The following is a 15952-nucleotide window of genomic DNA, read 5'->3' as shown; positions in this document are numbered from 1 at the left end:
TCGGCATAGTTATCTGCATTTAAGCAGATCCTGCGATCTGCTGTCGCAATTGGCGCCATGGCCGTCTGCGTATCCGGTCCTGTCGCAGGCATGCCTGGGTCGTCTTAGCTAAGGCCGTGTCCCACCCCCCTAACACTCTCCCTTTCCACCAGCGGGCATTCCAGCTTGGTGATCGGATAGCGCCCCCGCCCAGGCGCTCCCGACGCCTCGAGTTGCTCGATCGCCCACTGGCCCATTGCCATGTGCGGCAGGATCGAGGTGGTCAGCGGCGGGAACAGATGCCGGGCGATTTCCTCGTCGTCGTAGCCGACGACGGAAATATCCCCAGGGATGTGCAGGCCGGCCTCCTTCAACGCTTCGTAGCAGCCGATCGCGGTGCGGTCGTTCTGGCAGAAGATGGCGGTCGGGCGGTCCTTCAGCGCGAGCAGCTTGACGGTCGCGGCATAGCCGGCGCTGGCCGACCAGTCGCCTTCGACCACAAGTTCGGGATCGAACGGGATGTCGGCGGTGGCGAGCGCGCGGCGGTAGCCTTTCAGCCGGTCTTGTGCCGCCTGCATCCAGGGCTCGCCGGTGATGGTCGCGATGCGGCGGTGGCCGTGGCTGATCAGGTGGCGGGTGGAACTCTGGCCGCCGGCGATCTCGCTCGGCACCACGGCGGGGAAGGCATAGTCCGATGTGTAGCAGTTGAGCAGGATCACCGGGATGTCGAGGCCGTAGAGATAGTCGGGCGCCGTGATCTCGCGGGTGAAGATGGTCATGTAGATCAGCGCCGAAATGCCCCGCTTGGTCAGCGCCGCGATGGCGCGCGGCTCCATGACGGCGTCGCCCATGGTCTGCGCCACCAGCAGCACGTTGCCGGCGTTCCACGAGGCCTGGCGCGCGCCCTCGATGGCGACCACCGCCTCGGGGCTGGTGGCGAGCTGGTCGACGACGAAGCCGATCACCCCGTCAAGTCCTTCGAAGGCGGGCCCCTCGAAGGCGGTTCCCTCGAAGGCCGGGACAGGGCCGCGCAGGGCGGAAAAGGCCGGGGGCGCATAGCCGAGAGCGCGCGCGGCCTCGATCACCCGCTCGCGCGTCTGCTGCGACAGCCTGATGCCGGGTGAATTGTTGAGCACGAAGGAAACGGTCGCCTGCGAGCAGCCGGCGGCCCTGGCGATGTCGGTCATGGTGACGCGACCCCGGGCGCTCTTCGCCGGCGCCTTGCGGCGCCTGGCTGTATCGAGGGCCGGACCGTCCGTATCCCTGGTCTCGCTCATGTCACTCATGTCCCCAATCCCCGGCCTGTCTAGCGGCAGCCTGCCGGGCCGACAAGATGGTGCGACGCTGCCGATTTATAGAAGCCGTCGCCGCTGATTATAATTATTATCAGCTTCCAGACCCATTTGTCATTCGATTCCGGATGCCCTGGGAACACAAAGACCGCAAGGCTCGAGCTTCAGGACGACCAAGGCAGCAGTTCGTCGGCAAATCCGCGACGGCATCGCAACGATGTGTCCGGAACTAATACTGTTTACTAATACAAAAATGCGCTGTACCGTCAATCCATCGCGTCCGGCCCTTCGGGTCCAGGCGTGATGGAAGTGTGCATGGATGGCCCGATGGCGAGCGGATCGTACCGCCGCGAGCCCTGTCTCGGACATATGATATGTCAGACAAATCGGACTATTTACGAACGATGGATGAGTCTCTAAAGTCCATGATCGTGGCTGGAACGACGCCATTCCTTCGTTGCCGGGGAACCCCTTTGAGGAGGAGGGCGTCCAAGCCGCAGACGGCAAAATGCAAAATCAGGTCAGTGCAAGATCGGTCAGTCGAACGACTGAACCAAAAGGGAGGTTGAACATGAAATCCTTGATACGAAATGCATCCGTAGCCGCCGCGGCGCTGCTGCTCGGCCTGTCGGCGACGGCAATCGCGCGCGCCGACGACAAGCCGACCCTGGCCTTCGTCGTCAACGGCGCTTCCGATTTCTGGAAGGCCGCCGAAGCCGGCGTCAAGAAGGCGCAAGGCGAACTGCCGGACTACAATCTCGAGCTCAAATATCCCGAGCAGTCCTCGGTCGCCATCCAGCAGCGGCTGATGGACGATCTGGTGACGGCTGGCGTGAAGGGCATCATGGTTTCCGCCGTCGATCCGAAGACCTCGACCGATGGTCTCAACAAGATCGCCTCGGAAACGGCGCTGTTCACCACCGACAGCGACGCCCCGCAGACCAAGCGCGTCGCCTATATCGGCTCGTCCAACGTCGATGCCGGCAAGCAGGCGGCCGAGATCGCCAAGAAGGCGATGCCCAATGGCGGCAAGTGCCTCGGCTTCGTCGGTCTGCTCGGCGCCGACAATGCCAAGGAGCGCATCCAGGGCATGAAGGACGGCCTGGCCGGCACCAAGATCGAGCTGGTCGACGTGCGCGGCGACGACATCGACCAGGCGCGCGCCAAGAAGAACGTCGAGGACGCGCTGGTCGCCAGCCCCGACGTCACCTGCATGGTCGGCTTCTACTCCTACAACACGCCGCGCATCTATGAAGCGCTGCGCGACGCCGGCAAGCTCGGCTCGATCACCGTCGTCGGCTTCGATGACGATCCGATCACGCTGGGCGGCGTCAAGGAAGGCACCGTAGCCGCGACCGTCGTGCAGCAGCCCTTCGAATGGGCCTATCAGGGCATGAAGCTGATGGCCGCCTATCTCAAGGGCGACAAGTCGGGCATCCCGGCCAACGGCCTCATCATCATCCCGACCAAGATCATCGGCAAGGATGACGTCGACGCCTATGCCGCCAATCTGAAGGCGATGTCTGGAAACTGAGACAACAGGCAGTTCAGCCGGCTCAACTTCGCTTGGGCCGGCTGCTCGCATTGACGAACCGGGCGCGGCCCGTCAGTCTGCGGGGAGGCCGGCCCGCCAATTGCTGTCAGGCATGATGAACTATTCCGACACATCCATTGCTGTATCGGTGACCGCTCCGTTCCTCAGCCTCGAGAACGTGCGCAAGACCTATCCGGGCGTCGTCGCACTCGATGGCTTTTCCATGGAGGTCAGGCCCGGCGAGGTCATCGGCCTCGTCGGCGAGAACGGCGCCGGCAAGTCGACATTGATGAAGATCCTCGGCGGCGTCACCACGCCGGACACCGGCACGATCACGGTCGACGGCATCGCCCACAAGGGCCTGACCGTCGAGGGCAGCCTGGGGTCGGGCATTGCCTTCGTCCACCAGGAACTCAACCTGTTCGACAATCTCGACGTTGCCGCCAACATCTTCTTCGGCCGCGAGCCGTTGCGCGCCGGTCCGCTCAGGCTCGTCGACCGCGCCAGGCTGCGCACCATGGTGGCGCCGCTGTTGAAGCGCGTCGGCGCCAATTTCTCCGCCGATACGCCTGTCTCCGCTTTGTCGCTGGCCCAGCAGCAGATGGTCGAGATCGCCAAGGCGTTGTCGATCAAGGCGCGGCTGGTCATCCTCGACGAGCCGACGTCCAGCCTGCCGCTCGCCGAAACCGACAAATTGCTCGACGTCATCAAGGCGCTGAAGGCGGACGGCATCAGCGTCATCTTCATCTCGCACCGCCTGCACGAGGTCGAGCGCGTCGCCGACCGCGTCGTCGTGCTGCGCGACGGCATGCTGGCCGGCACGCTGCAGAAGCGCGACATCAACCACGACCAGATGGTCAAGCTGATGATCGGCCGCATGCTGAAGGAGCGCGAGAAGGCCTCCGAGGCGGCGCGGGCGCCGGGCGCGGTCGCGCTGTCGGCCAAGGCCATCCGCACCCCCGCCTATCCCAGCCGGCCGGTCGACCTCGACGTCAGGCGCGGCGAAATCCTCGGCCTTGCCGGGCTTGTCGGCTCCGGCCGCACCGAGCTGGCGCGGGTGTTCTTCGGCATCGACAGCAGCCTTGGCGGCGCGCTCGAGCGCGACGGCAAACCGCTTGTCCTCGGCTCCGCGGCCGACGCCGTCGCGCACGGCATTTTTCTGGTGCCCGAGGACCGCAAGCTGACCGGCATCCTGCTCGACCTGTCGATCGCCCAGAACATTTCGCTGCCCAACCTGCCGGCGCATGCGAAGCGCTCGCTGGTGTCCGCAAGCGCCGAAACGGTAACCGCCGAGAAGCAGAAGAGCAATCTCGGCATCAAGGCGCCGTCGGTGCAGACGCGTACCGGCACGCTGTCGGGCGGCAACCAGCAGAAGGTCGTGCTCGGCAAGTGGCTGGCCATGAACCCGAAAGTGATGATCCTCGACGAGCCGACGCGCGGCATCGACATCGGCGCCAAGGCGGAAATCTACGGGCTGATGCGCGCGCTCGCCGATGCCGGCGTCGCCGTGCTGATGATCTCCAGCGACATGGAAGAGGTGATCGGCGTGTCCGACCGCATCGCCGTCATGCATGAGGGCCAGATTTCGGGCATTCTCGACAAGGAACAGTTCAGCCAGGAAAACGTGCTGCTGCTGGCGGTGGGCAAGCAGCCGAAATAGTTTGCCGCGGGTTTCGCACCACCGCGCAACCCGCTCAGGCAGGCATTGGGGAGAAGACGATGAGCAAGAAAGATCTCGGCCTGCTGATCCTGATCCTGGTGGTCGGGACCGTGGTCGCCATCATCAATCCGCGCTTCCTGCTGCCGATCAACCTCGCCAACACCTCGAACCTGATCGGCCTGTTCGGCATCCTGTCGATCGGCCAGGCCTTCGTCATCATCACCGGCGGCATCGAACTGTCGGTCGGCTCGGTGGTCGCGCTGCTGGGAACGCTGTTCATCGACTTCATCGCCGTGCGCGACCTGGACTGGCCGCTGGCCTTCGTGCTGATCATCGCGCTCGGCGCCATCATCGGTCTGGTGCACGGCTGGCTGATCACCAGGCTCAAGCTGCAGCCTTTCGTGGTGACGCTGTGCGGCCTGCTGATCTATCGCGGCGTCGCCCGCTTCTACACCGCCGACGGCACAGCCGGCTTCGCCTTCGGCCAGAACTTTCCCGAGCTCGAATTTCTCACCGCCGGGCGGTCATATGGCGTGCCCAACAGCTTCATCGCGCTGATCGTCATCGCCATCGTCATGTGGGTGGTGCTGCACCGTTCGGTGTTCGGGCGCTATCTCTATGCCATCGGCAAGAACGAGGAGGCGGCGAAATATTCGGGCATCCGCACCGGCCGCGTCGTCATGGCGGCCTATGTCATTTGCGGCGTGCTGACAGCGCTGTCGGCGATCTATTTCGCCATGTACACGCGGTCGATCTCGCCGGCCAGCCACGGCCAGTTCTACGAGCTCTACGCCATCGCGGCAGCGGTGCTCGGCGGCTTCTCGCTGCGCGGCGGCGAGGGCTCGCTGATTGGCGTCATTCTCGGCACGGTCCTGCTGCAGGAGCTGCAGAACCTCGTCAATCTGCTCGGCATCCCGTCCTCGCTCAACTTCGCGGTGATGGGCGGCGTCATCCTCATCGGCGTGCTGGTCGACCAGCAATGGGGCGTGTTCCGGGCAAGGCGGCTGATGGTCGACGCCGCCCGCAAAAACGTCGCTGGTGCGGCGGCGGAATAACCGCCTTGCAACGACCCGCCTGCTTGTCCAGGCGTTGAGATTATTATAATAGCATAACCCGAGAAGGTCGGGGGGCTGACGGGACATGCGTTGCGATTTGCGAGGCAAGGTGGCGCTGGTCACGGGAGCCGCGGGCGCGATAGGCAGTTCCATTGCCAAGCGCCTGTCCGACAATGGCGCAGCGGTCGTCGTCGCAGATATCGACAGGGAAGGCGCGGAGCGGGTCGCGGCTGACTTCAGCAATGCAATGGCCTGCACCGCCGACATCCGCGACGCGGTATCGGTCGACAATGCGATCGCCGCGATCATGGAGCGCCATGGCCGCCTCGACATCCTGGTCAACAATGCCGGCGTCAACACGCTGGCGCATCGCGTCACCATCGATGAATTTCCGGCCGAGGAATGGGATCGCATCACCGGCATCGATCTCGATGGCCTCTACATCATGAGCCGCGCGGCGCTTGGGCCCATGCTCGCCGCCGGCAAGGGCGGGCGCATCGTCAACATCGCCTCCGTCGTCGGCCTTGCCGCCATGCGCCTGCAAAGCCCGTTCGTCGCCGCCAAGGCCGGCATCATCCATCTGACACGGTCGATGGCGATCGAACTCGGAGCCAGGGGCATCCTGACCAACGCGATCGCGCCGGGCTCGGTGATGACGGCGCTGACCGCCAAGCTGTTCTATGGCGACGACGGCAAATTCGCCGGCCGCACCCAGGAATTCCTTGCCCATGTGCCGCTCGGCCGGCCGGCCCGGCCGGAGGAGATCGCCGAGGCCGTGCTGTTCCTTGCCTCCCCGGCCGCCAGCTACGTCAACGGCCAGGTGCTGGCCGTCGATGGCGGCTGGACGGCGGGATACATGATGTGAGTGCTGCCATGGAAATCGATCTCGAGGGCACCGCTTTCGCACTGGATGGCGACACCAACCCGGTTGCCGAGGCAGCGCTTGCCGCGCTGCAGGCCAATGGCGGCCTTCTTGTCGAAGGCTCCCATGCGCGCGGCGCCGATATCCTGCTGATCTCCTGCCCGCTGCGGCCGGGGACGGCGACCGGCGATCCGCGATCGCTCTATGCCGACGCGCGCAAGGCTGCCGTGGCCATGACCGAGCGTGGGAGCGGGCGCATCGTCTTCCTGCTGTCGGCGGCTGCCGGCATGCCGATGCGCCGCCATCCGCGCTTTTCCATGGAGAATGCGTCGATCCTTGCCGGCATGCGCACGCTCGCCATGGAGTTCGGCCCGAAGGTCTTGGTCAATGCCGTCGGCGTCGGCGCGGTCGAGGATGAAACCATGGTGTCGGGCGACAAGTCGATGCTCAGCCACATCCCGGTTGGCCGCGCCGGCAGCATCGAGGAAGCCGTTGCAGCCGTGCTGTTCTTCTGCGATCCACTGAACACCTACACGACCGGCCAGATGCTGGGTGTCGATGGTGGATGGACGGCAGGCTACGGGCGCAACTTCTGATCTGTTGACGCTCGACGCTGAAGCGGTTGAGGTCGGGCTGGCGCCCGGGATCGGCGGCAGCATGGTCCCGCTGTGCCGGCGTGGCATCGGTTTCATGCGCCGGCTTTCGGATCGGTGAAATCTTCGACTCGTGATGGTCGGGTGCATCGCTGGAAAGCGTCCGCCGCAACCGCTATGAATGGCGTTTGTCGCGTGACCCCGAGAACATTGCTTTGGCGGATCGCGCTCTCTTGGAGCACTTGTGATGACCGACAGGCCGGACGGCCCGGGGGAGAAGAAGTCGCGGCGGCTTGGCGTCCGCGAGATCGCCAAGCGCGTCGGCGTCGCGCCGATGACGGTGTCGCGGGCGCTGTCCAATCCCGACATGGTCTCGCCGGAGACGCGCGCCAAGGTGCTGCAGGCCATCGAGCAGGCCGGCTTCGTGCCCAACCGGCTGGCGTCCAGCATGCGCGGCCATGGCCGCATGATCGGCACGGTGGTGCCGCCGCTGATCAATTCGGGCATCGCCGAACAGGTGCAGGGCATGTCCGACGAGTGCCACGAGAGCGGCTATTCGATGCTCCTGGTGCAGGGCGAGTTCACGCAGGAGGCAGAGGAGAAATCGATCCGCACCCTGCTTGGCTGGCGCCCGGTCGGCATGATCCTGCAGAGTTTCGTACAGAGTGAAACGGCGCGCGAATTGCTGAAGAGCAGCGGCGCGCCGGTGGTCGAGATTTCCGAGATCAAGGGCCGCAACCCGATCGACATGGCGGTCGGCGTGTCCAACTTCGAGACCGCCTACGCCATGACCATGCATCTGGCGGCCAAGGGCTACAAGCGCATCGGCTTCGTCTCGACGCCGATCCATGGCAATGACCGGCTGCAGCAGCGCCGCACCGGCTATCATGCCGCACTCACTGAACTCGGCATCAGGAATCATGGCGGCATGGAGGTCGAGGTGCCGATCACCGCGCAAGGCGGTGCCGAGGCGCTTGTGACGCTGACGTCGAGGCACAAGGACATCGACGCCATCTTCTTCTCCAGCGACACGCTGGCCGTCGGCGCCGTGCAGGAATGCCACCGCCGCCGCTGGGCGGTGCCAGGCAGGATCGCCATCGCCGGCTATGGCGACATGGATCTCGCGGCCCAACTCTATCCACCGCTGACCACGGTCAAGGTCAATCGCTACGAGATGGGCCGGCGCGCCGTGCGGCAATTGCTGGCAAGGCTCGGCGGCGACACCAAGGTGCCGACCATCACCAGCCTCGGCTTCGAGATCGTCGACCGCGAGAGCGCTTGATCAGGAGGGCTGTTTCCTTGCGGTGCCCTCGCGCCGCCCGAGGCGCTTTTCCCAGCCCTCGGCATGGACGTTGAGATAGGCGTCGGGGTCGTAGGGGTGATGCTTGATCGCATCGATGTTGAGATCGATGCCGAGCCCCGGCGCGTCCGGCAGCGACAGATGGCCATTGTCCGGGTTGATGGTCGGATGCCAGGTCACGAGGTCGCGCGTCCAGGTGTCGTTGAAGGCGTCGAAATGTTCCTGGATGAGGAAATTCGGCACCGCCGCCGCCAGTTGCAGGCACACCGCCGTCGCCACCGGTCCGCCGCTCTGGTGCGGCGCGATGTGGCTGCCATGGGCGAGCGCCAGATTGGCCACCTGCATGGATGGTGTAATCCCGCCGAGCGACATCGGCTCGGGCTGGAAGATGTTGACGCCGCCTCCCGCCGCCAGCGTGTAGAACTGGCCGACCGTGTCGTACATCTCGCCGGTCGCCACCGGGATCGGTGAGCGATGCGCCACTTCGTGCACGGTCTCCTGGCGGTCGCGCGAGGTCGGCTCCTCCCACCAGTAGATATCGAGGTCGGCGAACCTTTGGGCCGCCTGCAGGGCGGCGATCTCGGTGAAGCGGGCATGGACATCGATCAGGATCAGCGTGTCCCTGGGCAGTTCGTCACGCAATTTTCGGCAGATCGCGTGGGAGAGCTCCAGCTCCTCGCGCGAAATGAAACCTTGCGCGGTGCCGAACGGGTCGAGCTTGAACGCCTTGAAGCCCTTGGCCAGCACCGCCTTGGCGGCTTCGAGGAAAGCTTCGGGCGTGCGTTCGGTGCGATACCAGCCATTGGCGTAGCCGAGCACGCTGTCGCGCACCTGTCCGCCAAGAAGCTGGTGGATCGGCACGCCGAGGCTCTTGCCCAGAATGTCCCAGCAGGCGACATCGATCGCGGCGATCACCGTGCGGTGGATGTGGCCGCCGTCGAGCGAGACGCTGTCCAGCATGCGCTTGGCCAGCGCGTTGATGCGGCGCGGGTCCTGACCGATGGCGAGGTGCTTGAGTTCATGCACGCCGGCTTCGGTGGTCTTGATGAAGCCGTTCAGCGTGCCTTCGCCGACGCCATGGATGCCCTTGTCGGTATGCACTTTGACGAACAGCCAGTTCTTCCAGCCGGCGCCGACGGCGAAGGTCTCGATCTCGGTGATCTTCATACGACAGTCCTAATTCAGCGCGGCGATCGTTGCGATGACGGCGTCGGTCGTCAGGCCGTATTTCGCTTGCAGGGTCGGCACCGCGCCGCATTCGATGTAGCGGTCGGGCAGGCCGATGCGTGTCACTGTCTTCGCGATGCCGGCATCGAACAAGGTCTCGACGACCAGGCTCGCCAGTCCGCCAACGACGACGTGGTTTTCCGCCGTGACGATATGGCCGACACCGGCAGCAAATTCGGCCACCGCTTCGGCGTCGAACGGTTTGATCGTCGGCACATGCAGCACGCCGGCGGAAATGCCTTGTTTGCGCAAAGCGTCCGCCGCGTCCAGTGCCCGCTCGGTCATGAAGCCGGTCGAAATGATGCCGACATCCGGACCGCCGCGAAGCCGCCCCGCCTTGCCGATCTCGAAGCGGTACCCGGGTTCGAACACGACCGGCACGCTGCCGCGCAGCAGCCGCATGTAGACCGGGCCCTGATGCTCGGCGATCGCCTCGGTCGCCGCCTCGATCTCGGTCGCGTCGCAGGGATCGATGATGGTGAGGCCGGGGATCATGCGCATCAGCGCCAGGTCCTCGATCGCCTGATGCGTGCCGCCATAGCCGGTCGTCAGACCCGGCAGGCCGGCGACGATCCTGACGTTGAGGTTGGAGTGGGCAAGCGCGATGGCGATGAAATCATAGGCGCGCCGCGTCGCGAACACGCCGTAGGTGGTGGCGAACGGCACCTTGCCGGTGCGCGCCAGCCCGGCGGCGACGGCGACGAGGTTCTGCTCGGCCATGCCGACATTGAAGAAGCGCTCCGGAAAGGCATCGCGGAATGGCAATATGTCGGTGTATTTGCCGAGATCGGCGGTCAGCCCGACAATGTCTGGATGGCTCTGGCCAAGACGGGCCAGCGCCCGGCCGAACGGGGCCTCGACACTCTGCCGGCCGCCGTCAACGGCTTCGTCCTGCCCCATGGCCAGCGTGCGGCCAGCCTCCATCGCCGCGCCGCTCACGGGCCCGCTCCCGCGCTTTTCTCGAACTCGGCGATGATGCCGCCCCATTGCGCCACGTCGATGCGGAAGAAGTGCGATTTCTCGCTGCTCTCGATGCGCGGCACGCCCTTGCCGGGCAGCGTGCGCAGCACGATCGCCTTCGGCTTGCCGTTGCGCTGGCGTGCACTGGCCAACGCGCCGACCACCGCCGTCATGTCGTTGCCGTCGATCTCGAACGTTTCCCAGCCGAAGGCGCGCCATTTGCCGGCGACAGGTTCCATGTCGAGCACGACAGGCCCGTCGGCCTGGATGCCGTTGCAGTCGATGAGCGCGACCAGTCCGTCGAGCTTGAAATGGCTGGCCGACATTGCCGCTTCCCAGGTCGAGCCTTCCTGCATCTCGCCGTCGGACAGTTCGACGAAGACGCGCGCATCGGAGCGGTCGACGCGCAGCCCAAGCGCCTGGCCGACACCTTGTCCCAACCCATGACCAAGCGAGCCGCCGATCATTTCGACGCCGGGCGTGGTGTCGAGCGTCGACATCTCCAGCCGGCTGTTGTCCGCGCCATAGGTGACCAGTTCCTCGACCGGAATGATGCCGGCCTCGGTCAGCGCCGCCCACAGCGCGATGGAATAATGGCCGGTCGACAACAGGAAGCGGTCGCGGTCGGGCCAGGCCAGATTGTGCGGGTCGTAGCGCAGCTCATGGAAATACAGCGCGGCCAGCGCATCGGCGATGCCCAGGCCCTGGCCGATATAGCCCTGCCCCTGGCCGCGCGCCATGGTCAGCATGTGGCGGCGCAACTGCGTTGCCTTGCGTTCAAGCGCGCCGATATCGGCGGTGCCGGGAGGGGAGTTGCGCGGCATCTGATCAATCCTTGTCGAGCCCGCCCGACATGTTGAGCCGCTCGGCGGTCATGTAATCGGGCGCATCGAGGCAGAGCCAGACGACGGCCTCCGCGACTTCCGCGATCTCTGCGCGGCGGCCGAGCGGGATGCGGCGCGTGCGCTCGTCGAGAAAGGCCTGGAGGTCGTTGCGGCCATTGGCGCGGGCGAGATCGGCCTCGGTCGAGCGCTGCATCTCGGTGTCCATCATGCCCGGCGCCAGGCTGTTCACCAGTACGCCGTAGGGCGCCAGGGCAACCGCCGCGGCGCGGGTGATGGAATCGACGCCGGCTTTGCTCGCCGTGTAGGCGGTGTAGTCGGGCAGCGCCATGCGCGAACCGGGTGAGGTGATGTTGATGATGCGCCCGGAGCGCTGCTCGCGCATCACGCGTCCCGCCGCCTTGCAGGCCATGGCAAGCGCGGTGACGTTGAGCGCCAGCGTGCGCGTCCAGGATTTGTAAGTGGCGTCGAGGAAAGGTTCGATCACACCATAGCCGGCATTGTTGACGAGGATGTCGATGCCGCCCCAGCGCGTGACCACTTTTTCGACCGCCGCTTCCGGTGCGCCTTCCCCAGTGAAATCGCTGACGATGCGTTCGCTTTCCGCGCCGGTCTCCCCGATCCGCCTGATGGTCTCGGCCAGTCCCTCGCCATTGATGTCGGTGACCGCGACGACACAGTTTCGCCGGGCCAACTGGATCGCCACCTCGCGGCCGAGGCCGCCGGCGGCACCTGTGACCAGTGCTCTGCGTGGCGTGGTATCGAGAATTTCGGCAGGCAAGCGAGCACCCTCCCGGTGGTCATCTTGACGGGATTGATACCGGTACCATAAATGGCTGTCAACGGGGATGTGCTATTGTCCGCCGACCGTGCGGTCGGCCGGTACGGGGAGGAAGAAATGAAAGTCGTCGCGCTCGAAACGCTGCAGCTGGCGGAGTTCCCGTTCCTGTTCTGGCTGCGCGTCCACACCGATGCCGGCTTCATCGGCACCGGAGAGACCTTCTGGGCGCCGGGGCCGGTCGCCTCCTACATCCACGACAACGTCGCCGCCTACCTCCTGGGCAAGGATCCGCGCGACATCGAGCTGCACGACCGTATGTTGGGCAGCGTCTATGTCGGCGCGCGCGATTCCGGCGCCGAGGTGCGCGGCAATTCCGCCGTCAACATCGCGCTCTGGGATATTCATGGCCAGGCACTCGGCGAGCCGGTCTGGCGGCTGCTCGGCGGCCGCACCCACAAGACCGTGCCGATCTACAACACCTGCGCCGGCTACAAGCATGTCCGCGCCACGAAGAAGAACGCCCTGTTCGAGCGCGGCGAGGACTGGTCGCTCAAGGTGGGCGATTCGAACGAGGGCCCGTACGAGGACCTGCTCGCCTGGCGCTACAATGCCGGCGACCTCGGCAGGAGCCTGAAATCCGAAGGTATCAAGGCGATGAAGATATGGCCGTTCGACATCGCCGCAGAGGCATCGAACGGCACTCGCATCTCGCTTGCCGATCTCGACAAGGCGCTGGAGCCGTTCCAGAAGATCCGCGACGCCGTCGGCCGCGACATGGAAATCATGGTCGAGCTGCACGGGCTGTGGACCTTGCCGCCGGTGCTGCGCATCGCGGAGGCGCTGAAAGCGTATGACGTCGCCTGGCTGGAGGAACCGATCCGCTACAACGAGCTCGACGCCATGGCCGAGCTTGCCCGCCACACCTCCATTCCGATCGCCGCCAGCGAGAGGCTGGCCTCGCGGCAGATGTTCAAGCAGTTGATCGACAAGCGCGCTGCTTCGGTGATCATGATCGACCTCGCCTGGTGCGGCGGCCTCAGCGAGGCGCGCAAGATCGCCAACATGGCCGAGGCCAGCGAACTGCCGGTGACCTTGCACGACTGCACCGGGCCGATCGTCTATGCCGCCAGCTGCGCGCTGTCGGCGACCTTGCCGAACGTCAATTACCAGGAAGCCGTGCGCGCCTATTTCACCGGCTGGTACACCGAGATCGTCGCCGACATTCCGCTGGTCAGCGATGGCCAAGTCGCACCGCTCGAAGGGCCGGGGCTTGGTCTCAGCCTGCGGCCGGAGCTGTTCCAGCGGCCCGACGCCACGGTGCGCATCACCAAAATCTAGCGGCCACACCGGCTCCGTCAGGAGTCAGTAGACATTATGCTATTATAATCTATTATCAGCCGAAGCGGGCGGCCAGCAAGCTCGCCGCCGGCGCTCTGCCGCCCGGCGTCAGACTGATTTAGGGAGGCCCTGGTGGCAATTTCTGCGGCGCGCACGCGTGAGGATTCTAGGAGTGCGCCAAATCTGCTCGACCGGAAAATCCTGCTCGACCTGTTCGAGCGCATGGTGCTGCTGCGCCGCTTCGAAAGCATCGCCCAGATCGCTTGCCGCAAGGGCGAAACGCCGGGCTTCCTGCATCTCTATATCGGCGAAGAGGCGACAGGGGTCGGCGTCTGTGCGCATCTGCGCCCGACGGATTGGGTGACATCAACCCATCGTGGCCATGGCCACGCGCTGGCCAAGGGCGCCAACCCCGGACGGGTGATGGCCGAGCTGTTCGGCAAGGTCGACGGCATCTGCGGCGGCCGCGGCGGTACCATGCATCTCTATGACCGCTCGGTCGGGCTGTTCGGCACCAATGGCATCGTCGCCGCCGGTATCGGCCATGCCGTCGGCATCGGCATGAGCGCCCGCCAGCAGGGCCGCGACGACATCGGCGTCGCCTTCTTCGGCGACGGCGCCGCCAATCATGGCGGCTTCCACGAGGCCCTCAATTTCGCCGCCGTGCAGCGGGCGCCCGCCGTCTTCATCTGTGAGAACAATCTCTACGCCACCGCGACGCCGCTCAAGTCCGTCACGCTCAATCCCGAGATCGCCACCAAGGCCGCGTCCTACGGCATGCCCGGCGTCGCCATCGACGGCAACGACGTCTTCGCCGTCTGGCTGGCCATGAAGGAAGCCACCGAGCGCGCCCGCGCCGGCAAGGGTCCGACGCTGATCGAGGCCAAGACCTATCGCACCGTCGGCCACCATGAGGGCGATCCGGTCATCGGCACCTACCGCACACAAGAGGAGCTCGACGCCTGGATCAAGCGCGATCCGATCGACATGTTCCGCAAGAAGCTGGTCGAGGACTATGGCATCGCCGATGCGGAAGCCCTGGCGGCGATCGAAAGCCGGATCGAAAAGGTGGTCGAGGAAGCGTTGACCTTCGCCCGCAACTCGCCCGAGCCTGACCCGGCAACGGCGCGCCTGCACGTCTTTGCCGATCCGATCAATCCGCCCGCCGCCCTGCAGTCGCGCGCCATCGGCGAGACGCGCATGCAAGGCTGGCTCGAAGCGGTGCGCGACGGCATCGCCGAGGAGATGCGCGCCAATCCGGCGATCCTCTATTTCGGCGAGGGCACTGGCGAACGCGGCGGCAGTTTTGCCCACACCAGGAACCTGTGGCAGGAGTTCGGCGCCGAGCGCATGGTCGACACGCCGATTTCCGAACAGGGTTTCACCGCCGCTGCCGTCGGCGCTTCGGCCACCGGCGCGCGCACCGTCTCGGACCTGATGTTTGCCGACTTCGCTTTCGAGACCGCCGGGCAGATCTTTTTGCAGGCGGCGAAGCTGCGCTACATGACCAGCGGCTTGATGAGCGCGCCCATGGTGGTGCGCGTCGGCGCTGGCGCGCTGCGCAGTTCCGGTCCGCATCACAGCGGCATCTATCATCCGGTCTTCGCCCACATGCCGGGCCTCATTGTTTGCGTGCCCTCGACTCCGGCCGATGCCAAGGGCCTGATGAAGACGGCGCTGAGGGCTGGCGATCCCGTCATCATGCTCGAACCCAAGGCGCTGTTCGCGTCGAAGGGCGAGGTGCCCGTGGGCGAACATTATGTACCGTTCGGCGTCGCGCGCATCGCCCGGTCCGGTACCGACATCACCATCGTTGCCGCCGGCCAGATGGTGCAGCGCGCGCTGGAGGCCGCCGAGGGGCTGGCCGCCGAAGGCATCGAGGCCGAGGTGATCGACCCGCGAACCATCATGCCGCTCGACATCGACACCATCGTCGCCAGCGTCCGCAAGACCCATCGTCTGCTCATCGTCGACGAGGCCTGGGCGATGTGCGGCCTTGGCGGCGAGATCGCGCAAGCCATCAACGAACTCGCCTTCGACGAACTCGACGCGCCGCCCGGAAGGCTGCACACGGCGCCGACTTCGCATCCCTTCGCGCCGGTTCTGGAGCGCGCCATGCTGGTCGATACAGCGCGCATCGTCCAAGGCGTGCGCGACGTCATCGCTGGCCAGCCGCCGGTGCCGGATCACTGGTACACGGTCGGCCTGAAAAGCGCTGCGCCGGCTAAGCCTGCGTCTGCTCCGGCCAAGCCACAGCCCACCGTGCCAGCGACTTCCGCTCCTCCCGCGGGCGATGACGAGCCGATAACGATGCCGTTCGGCGATCTCACCGTCAGCGAAGGCACCGTCATAAAATGGCTGAAGGCGGTCGGCGATGCCGTCAAGGAGGGCGAACTGATCGCCGAGATCGAAACCGACAAGGCCGTGGTCGAGATCGATGCGCCGGTCGGCGGCACGCTCGTCGCGATCGACCAGCCGGTCGGCGCCGTGGTGCCAATGGGCGGCCGCATCGGCGGCATCAGGAAATAA

Annotated in this window: 13 protein-coding genes; 8 read left to right on the top strand and 5 right to left on the bottom strand. The window is 65.5% G+C overall.

The genetic code is table 11. The features are described from left to right. Nucleotides 1-104 precede the first annotated feature (104 nt). Entirely contained in the window at nt 105-1256 is a 1152-nt protein-coding gene (locus OOJ09_RS05700; protein ID WP_269904858.1) for a LacI family DNA-binding transcriptional regulator, read from the bottom strand. 586 nt (nt 1257-1842) lie between these two features. Between OOJ09_RS05700 and OOJ09_RS05695 the strand changes: the two genes are divergently transcribed. The 6 genes from OOJ09_RS05695 to OOJ09_RS05670 all read left to right on the top strand — a co-directional run bounded on the left by OOJ09_RS05695 (nt 1843) and on the right by OOJ09_RS05670 (nt 8257). After that, nucleotides 1843-2805: a sugar-binding protein gene (locus tag OOJ09_RS05695; protein WP_091584278.1), complete on the top strand. Its 963-nt coding sequence runs from the start codon at nt 1843-1845 to the stop codon at nt 2803-2805. A 115-nt stretch (nt 2806-2920) separates the two neighbouring features. Continuing rightward, nucleotides 2921-4465, top strand: a complete 1545-nt coding sequence (locus OOJ09_RS05690) for a sugar ABC transporter ATP-binding protein (protein ID WP_269904857.1) — start codon at nt 2921-2923, stop codon at nt 4463-4465. Nucleotides 4466-4524: 59 nt separating this feature from the next. Next, nucleotides 4525-5520: an ABC transporter permease gene (locus OOJ09_RS05685; RefSeq protein ID WP_256752499.1), complete on the top strand. Its 996-nt coding sequence runs from the start codon at nt 4525-4527 to the stop codon at nt 5518-5520. 109 nt (nt 5521-5629) lie between these two features. Continuing rightward, nucleotides 5630-6385 carry an SDR family NAD(P)-dependent oxidoreductase gene (locus tag OOJ09_RS05680; RefSeq protein ID WP_269904256.1) on the top strand — a complete coding sequence of 252 codons (756 nt, stop codon included), beginning with the start codon at nt 5630-5632 and terminating at the stop codon, nt 6383-6385. A gap of 8 nt (nt 6386-6393) precedes the next feature. Then, the gene (locus OOJ09_RS05675; protein ID WP_269904255.1) at nt 6394-6978 is read left to right on the top strand and encodes an SDR family NAD(P)-dependent oxidoreductase; all 585 of its coding nucleotides are present in this window, start codon (nt 6394-6396) and stop codon (nt 6976-6978) included. A 244-nt stretch (nt 6979-7222) separates the two neighbouring features. Further along, a complete protein-coding gene (locus OOJ09_RS05670) occupies nt 7223-8257 on the top strand; it encodes a substrate-binding domain-containing protein (protein ID WP_269904254.1) in 1035 nt (344 codons plus the stop codon). On the opposite strand, the gene OOJ09_RS05665 is transcribed toward OOJ09_RS05670, so the two are convergent. The 4 genes from OOJ09_RS05665 to OOJ09_RS05650 are packed head-to-tail and all read right to left on the bottom strand — an operon-like array spanning nt 8258 to nt 12085. Continuing rightward, nucleotides 8258-9442, bottom strand: coding sequence for a mandelate racemase/muconate lactonizing enzyme family protein (locus OOJ09_RS05665; protein WP_269904253.1), 1185 nt, complete (start codon nt 9440-9442; stop codon nt 8258-8260). Nucleotides 9443-9451: 9 nt separating this feature from the next. Then, nucleotides 9452-10426, bottom strand: coding sequence for a transketolase family protein (locus tag OOJ09_RS05660; RefSeq protein ID WP_420107501.1), 975 nt, complete (start codon nt 10424-10426; stop codon nt 9452-9454). A gap of 11 nt (nt 10427-10437) precedes the next feature. Then, nucleotides 10438-11286, bottom strand: a complete 849-nt coding sequence (locus OOJ09_RS05655) for a transketolase (protein ID WP_269904251.1) — start codon at nt 11284-11286, stop codon at nt 10438-10440. A gap of 4 nt (nt 11287-11290) precedes the next feature. Continuing rightward, nucleotides 11291-12085 (bottom strand): SDR family NAD(P)-dependent oxidoreductase, encoded by a 795-nt coding sequence (locus tag OOJ09_RS05650; RefSeq protein ID WP_269904250.1) that lies wholly within the window; start codon nt 12083-12085, stop codon nt 11291-11293. 117 nt (nt 12086-12202) lie between these two features. Between OOJ09_RS05650 and OOJ09_RS05645 the strand changes: the two genes are divergently transcribed. Further along, a complete protein-coding gene (locus OOJ09_RS05645) occupies nt 12203-13423 on the top strand; it encodes a mandelate racemase/muconate lactonizing enzyme family protein (RefSeq protein ID WP_269904249.1) in 1221 nt (406 codons plus the stop codon). Nucleotides 13424-13555: 132 nt separating this feature from the next. Next, nucleotides 13556-15952 carry a thiamine pyrophosphate-dependent enzyme gene (locus tag OOJ09_RS05640; protein WP_269904248.1) on the top strand — a complete coding sequence of 799 codons (2397 nt, stop codon included), beginning with the start codon at nt 13556-13558 and terminating at the stop codon, nt 15950-15952.

This window comes from Mesorhizobium qingshengii, assembly GCF_027563465.1.
In the GTDB taxonomy this organism is placed as follows: Bacteria; Pseudomonadota; Alphaproteobacteria; order Rhizobiales; family Rhizobiaceae; genus Mesorhizobium; species Mesorhizobium qingshengii_A.
This window is presented reverse-complemented; position numbering and strand designations above follow the sequence as displayed.

Bases quoted from the DNA above. Each gene is read 5' to 3' on its own strand.
- OOJ09_RS05700 (WP_269904858.1), bottom strand. From the start codon at position 1,256: ATGAGCGAGACCAGGGATACGGACGGTCCGGCCCTCGATACAGCCAGG.
- OOJ09_RS05695 (WP_091584278.1), top strand. From the start codon at position 1,843: ATGAAATCCTTGATACGAAATGCATCCGTAGCCGCCGCGGCGCTGCTG.
- OOJ09_RS05690 (WP_269904857.1), top strand. From the start codon at position 2,921: ATGAACTATTCCGACACATCCATTGCTGTATCGGTGACCGCTCCGTTC.
- OOJ09_RS05685 (WP_256752499.1), top strand. From the start codon at position 4,525: ATGAGCAAGAAAGATCTCGGCCTGCTGATCCTGATCCTGGTGGTCGGG.
- OOJ09_RS05675 (WP_269904255.1), top strand. From the start codon at position 6,394: ATGGAAATCGATCTCGAGGGCACCGCTTTCGCACTGGATGGCGACACC.
- OOJ09_RS05670 (WP_269904254.1), top strand. From the start codon at position 7,223: ATGACCGACAGGCCGGACGGCCCGGGGGAGAAGAAGTCGCGGCGGCTT.
- OOJ09_RS05665 (WP_269904253.1), bottom strand. From the start codon at position 9,442: ATGAAGATCACCGAGATCGAGACCTTCGCCGTCGGCGCCGGCTGGAAG.
- OOJ09_RS05660 (WP_420107501.1), bottom strand. From the start codon at position 10,426: ATGGAGGCTGGCCGCACGCTGGCCATGGGGCAGGACGAAGCCGTTGAC.
- OOJ09_RS05655 (WP_269904251.1), bottom strand. From the start codon at position 11,286: ATGCCGCGCAACTCCCCTCCCGGCACCGCCGATATCGGCGCGCTTGAA.
- OOJ09_RS05645 (WP_269904249.1), top strand. From the start codon at position 12,203: ATGAAAGTCGTCGCGCTCGAAACGCTGCAGCTGGCGGAGTTCCCGTTC.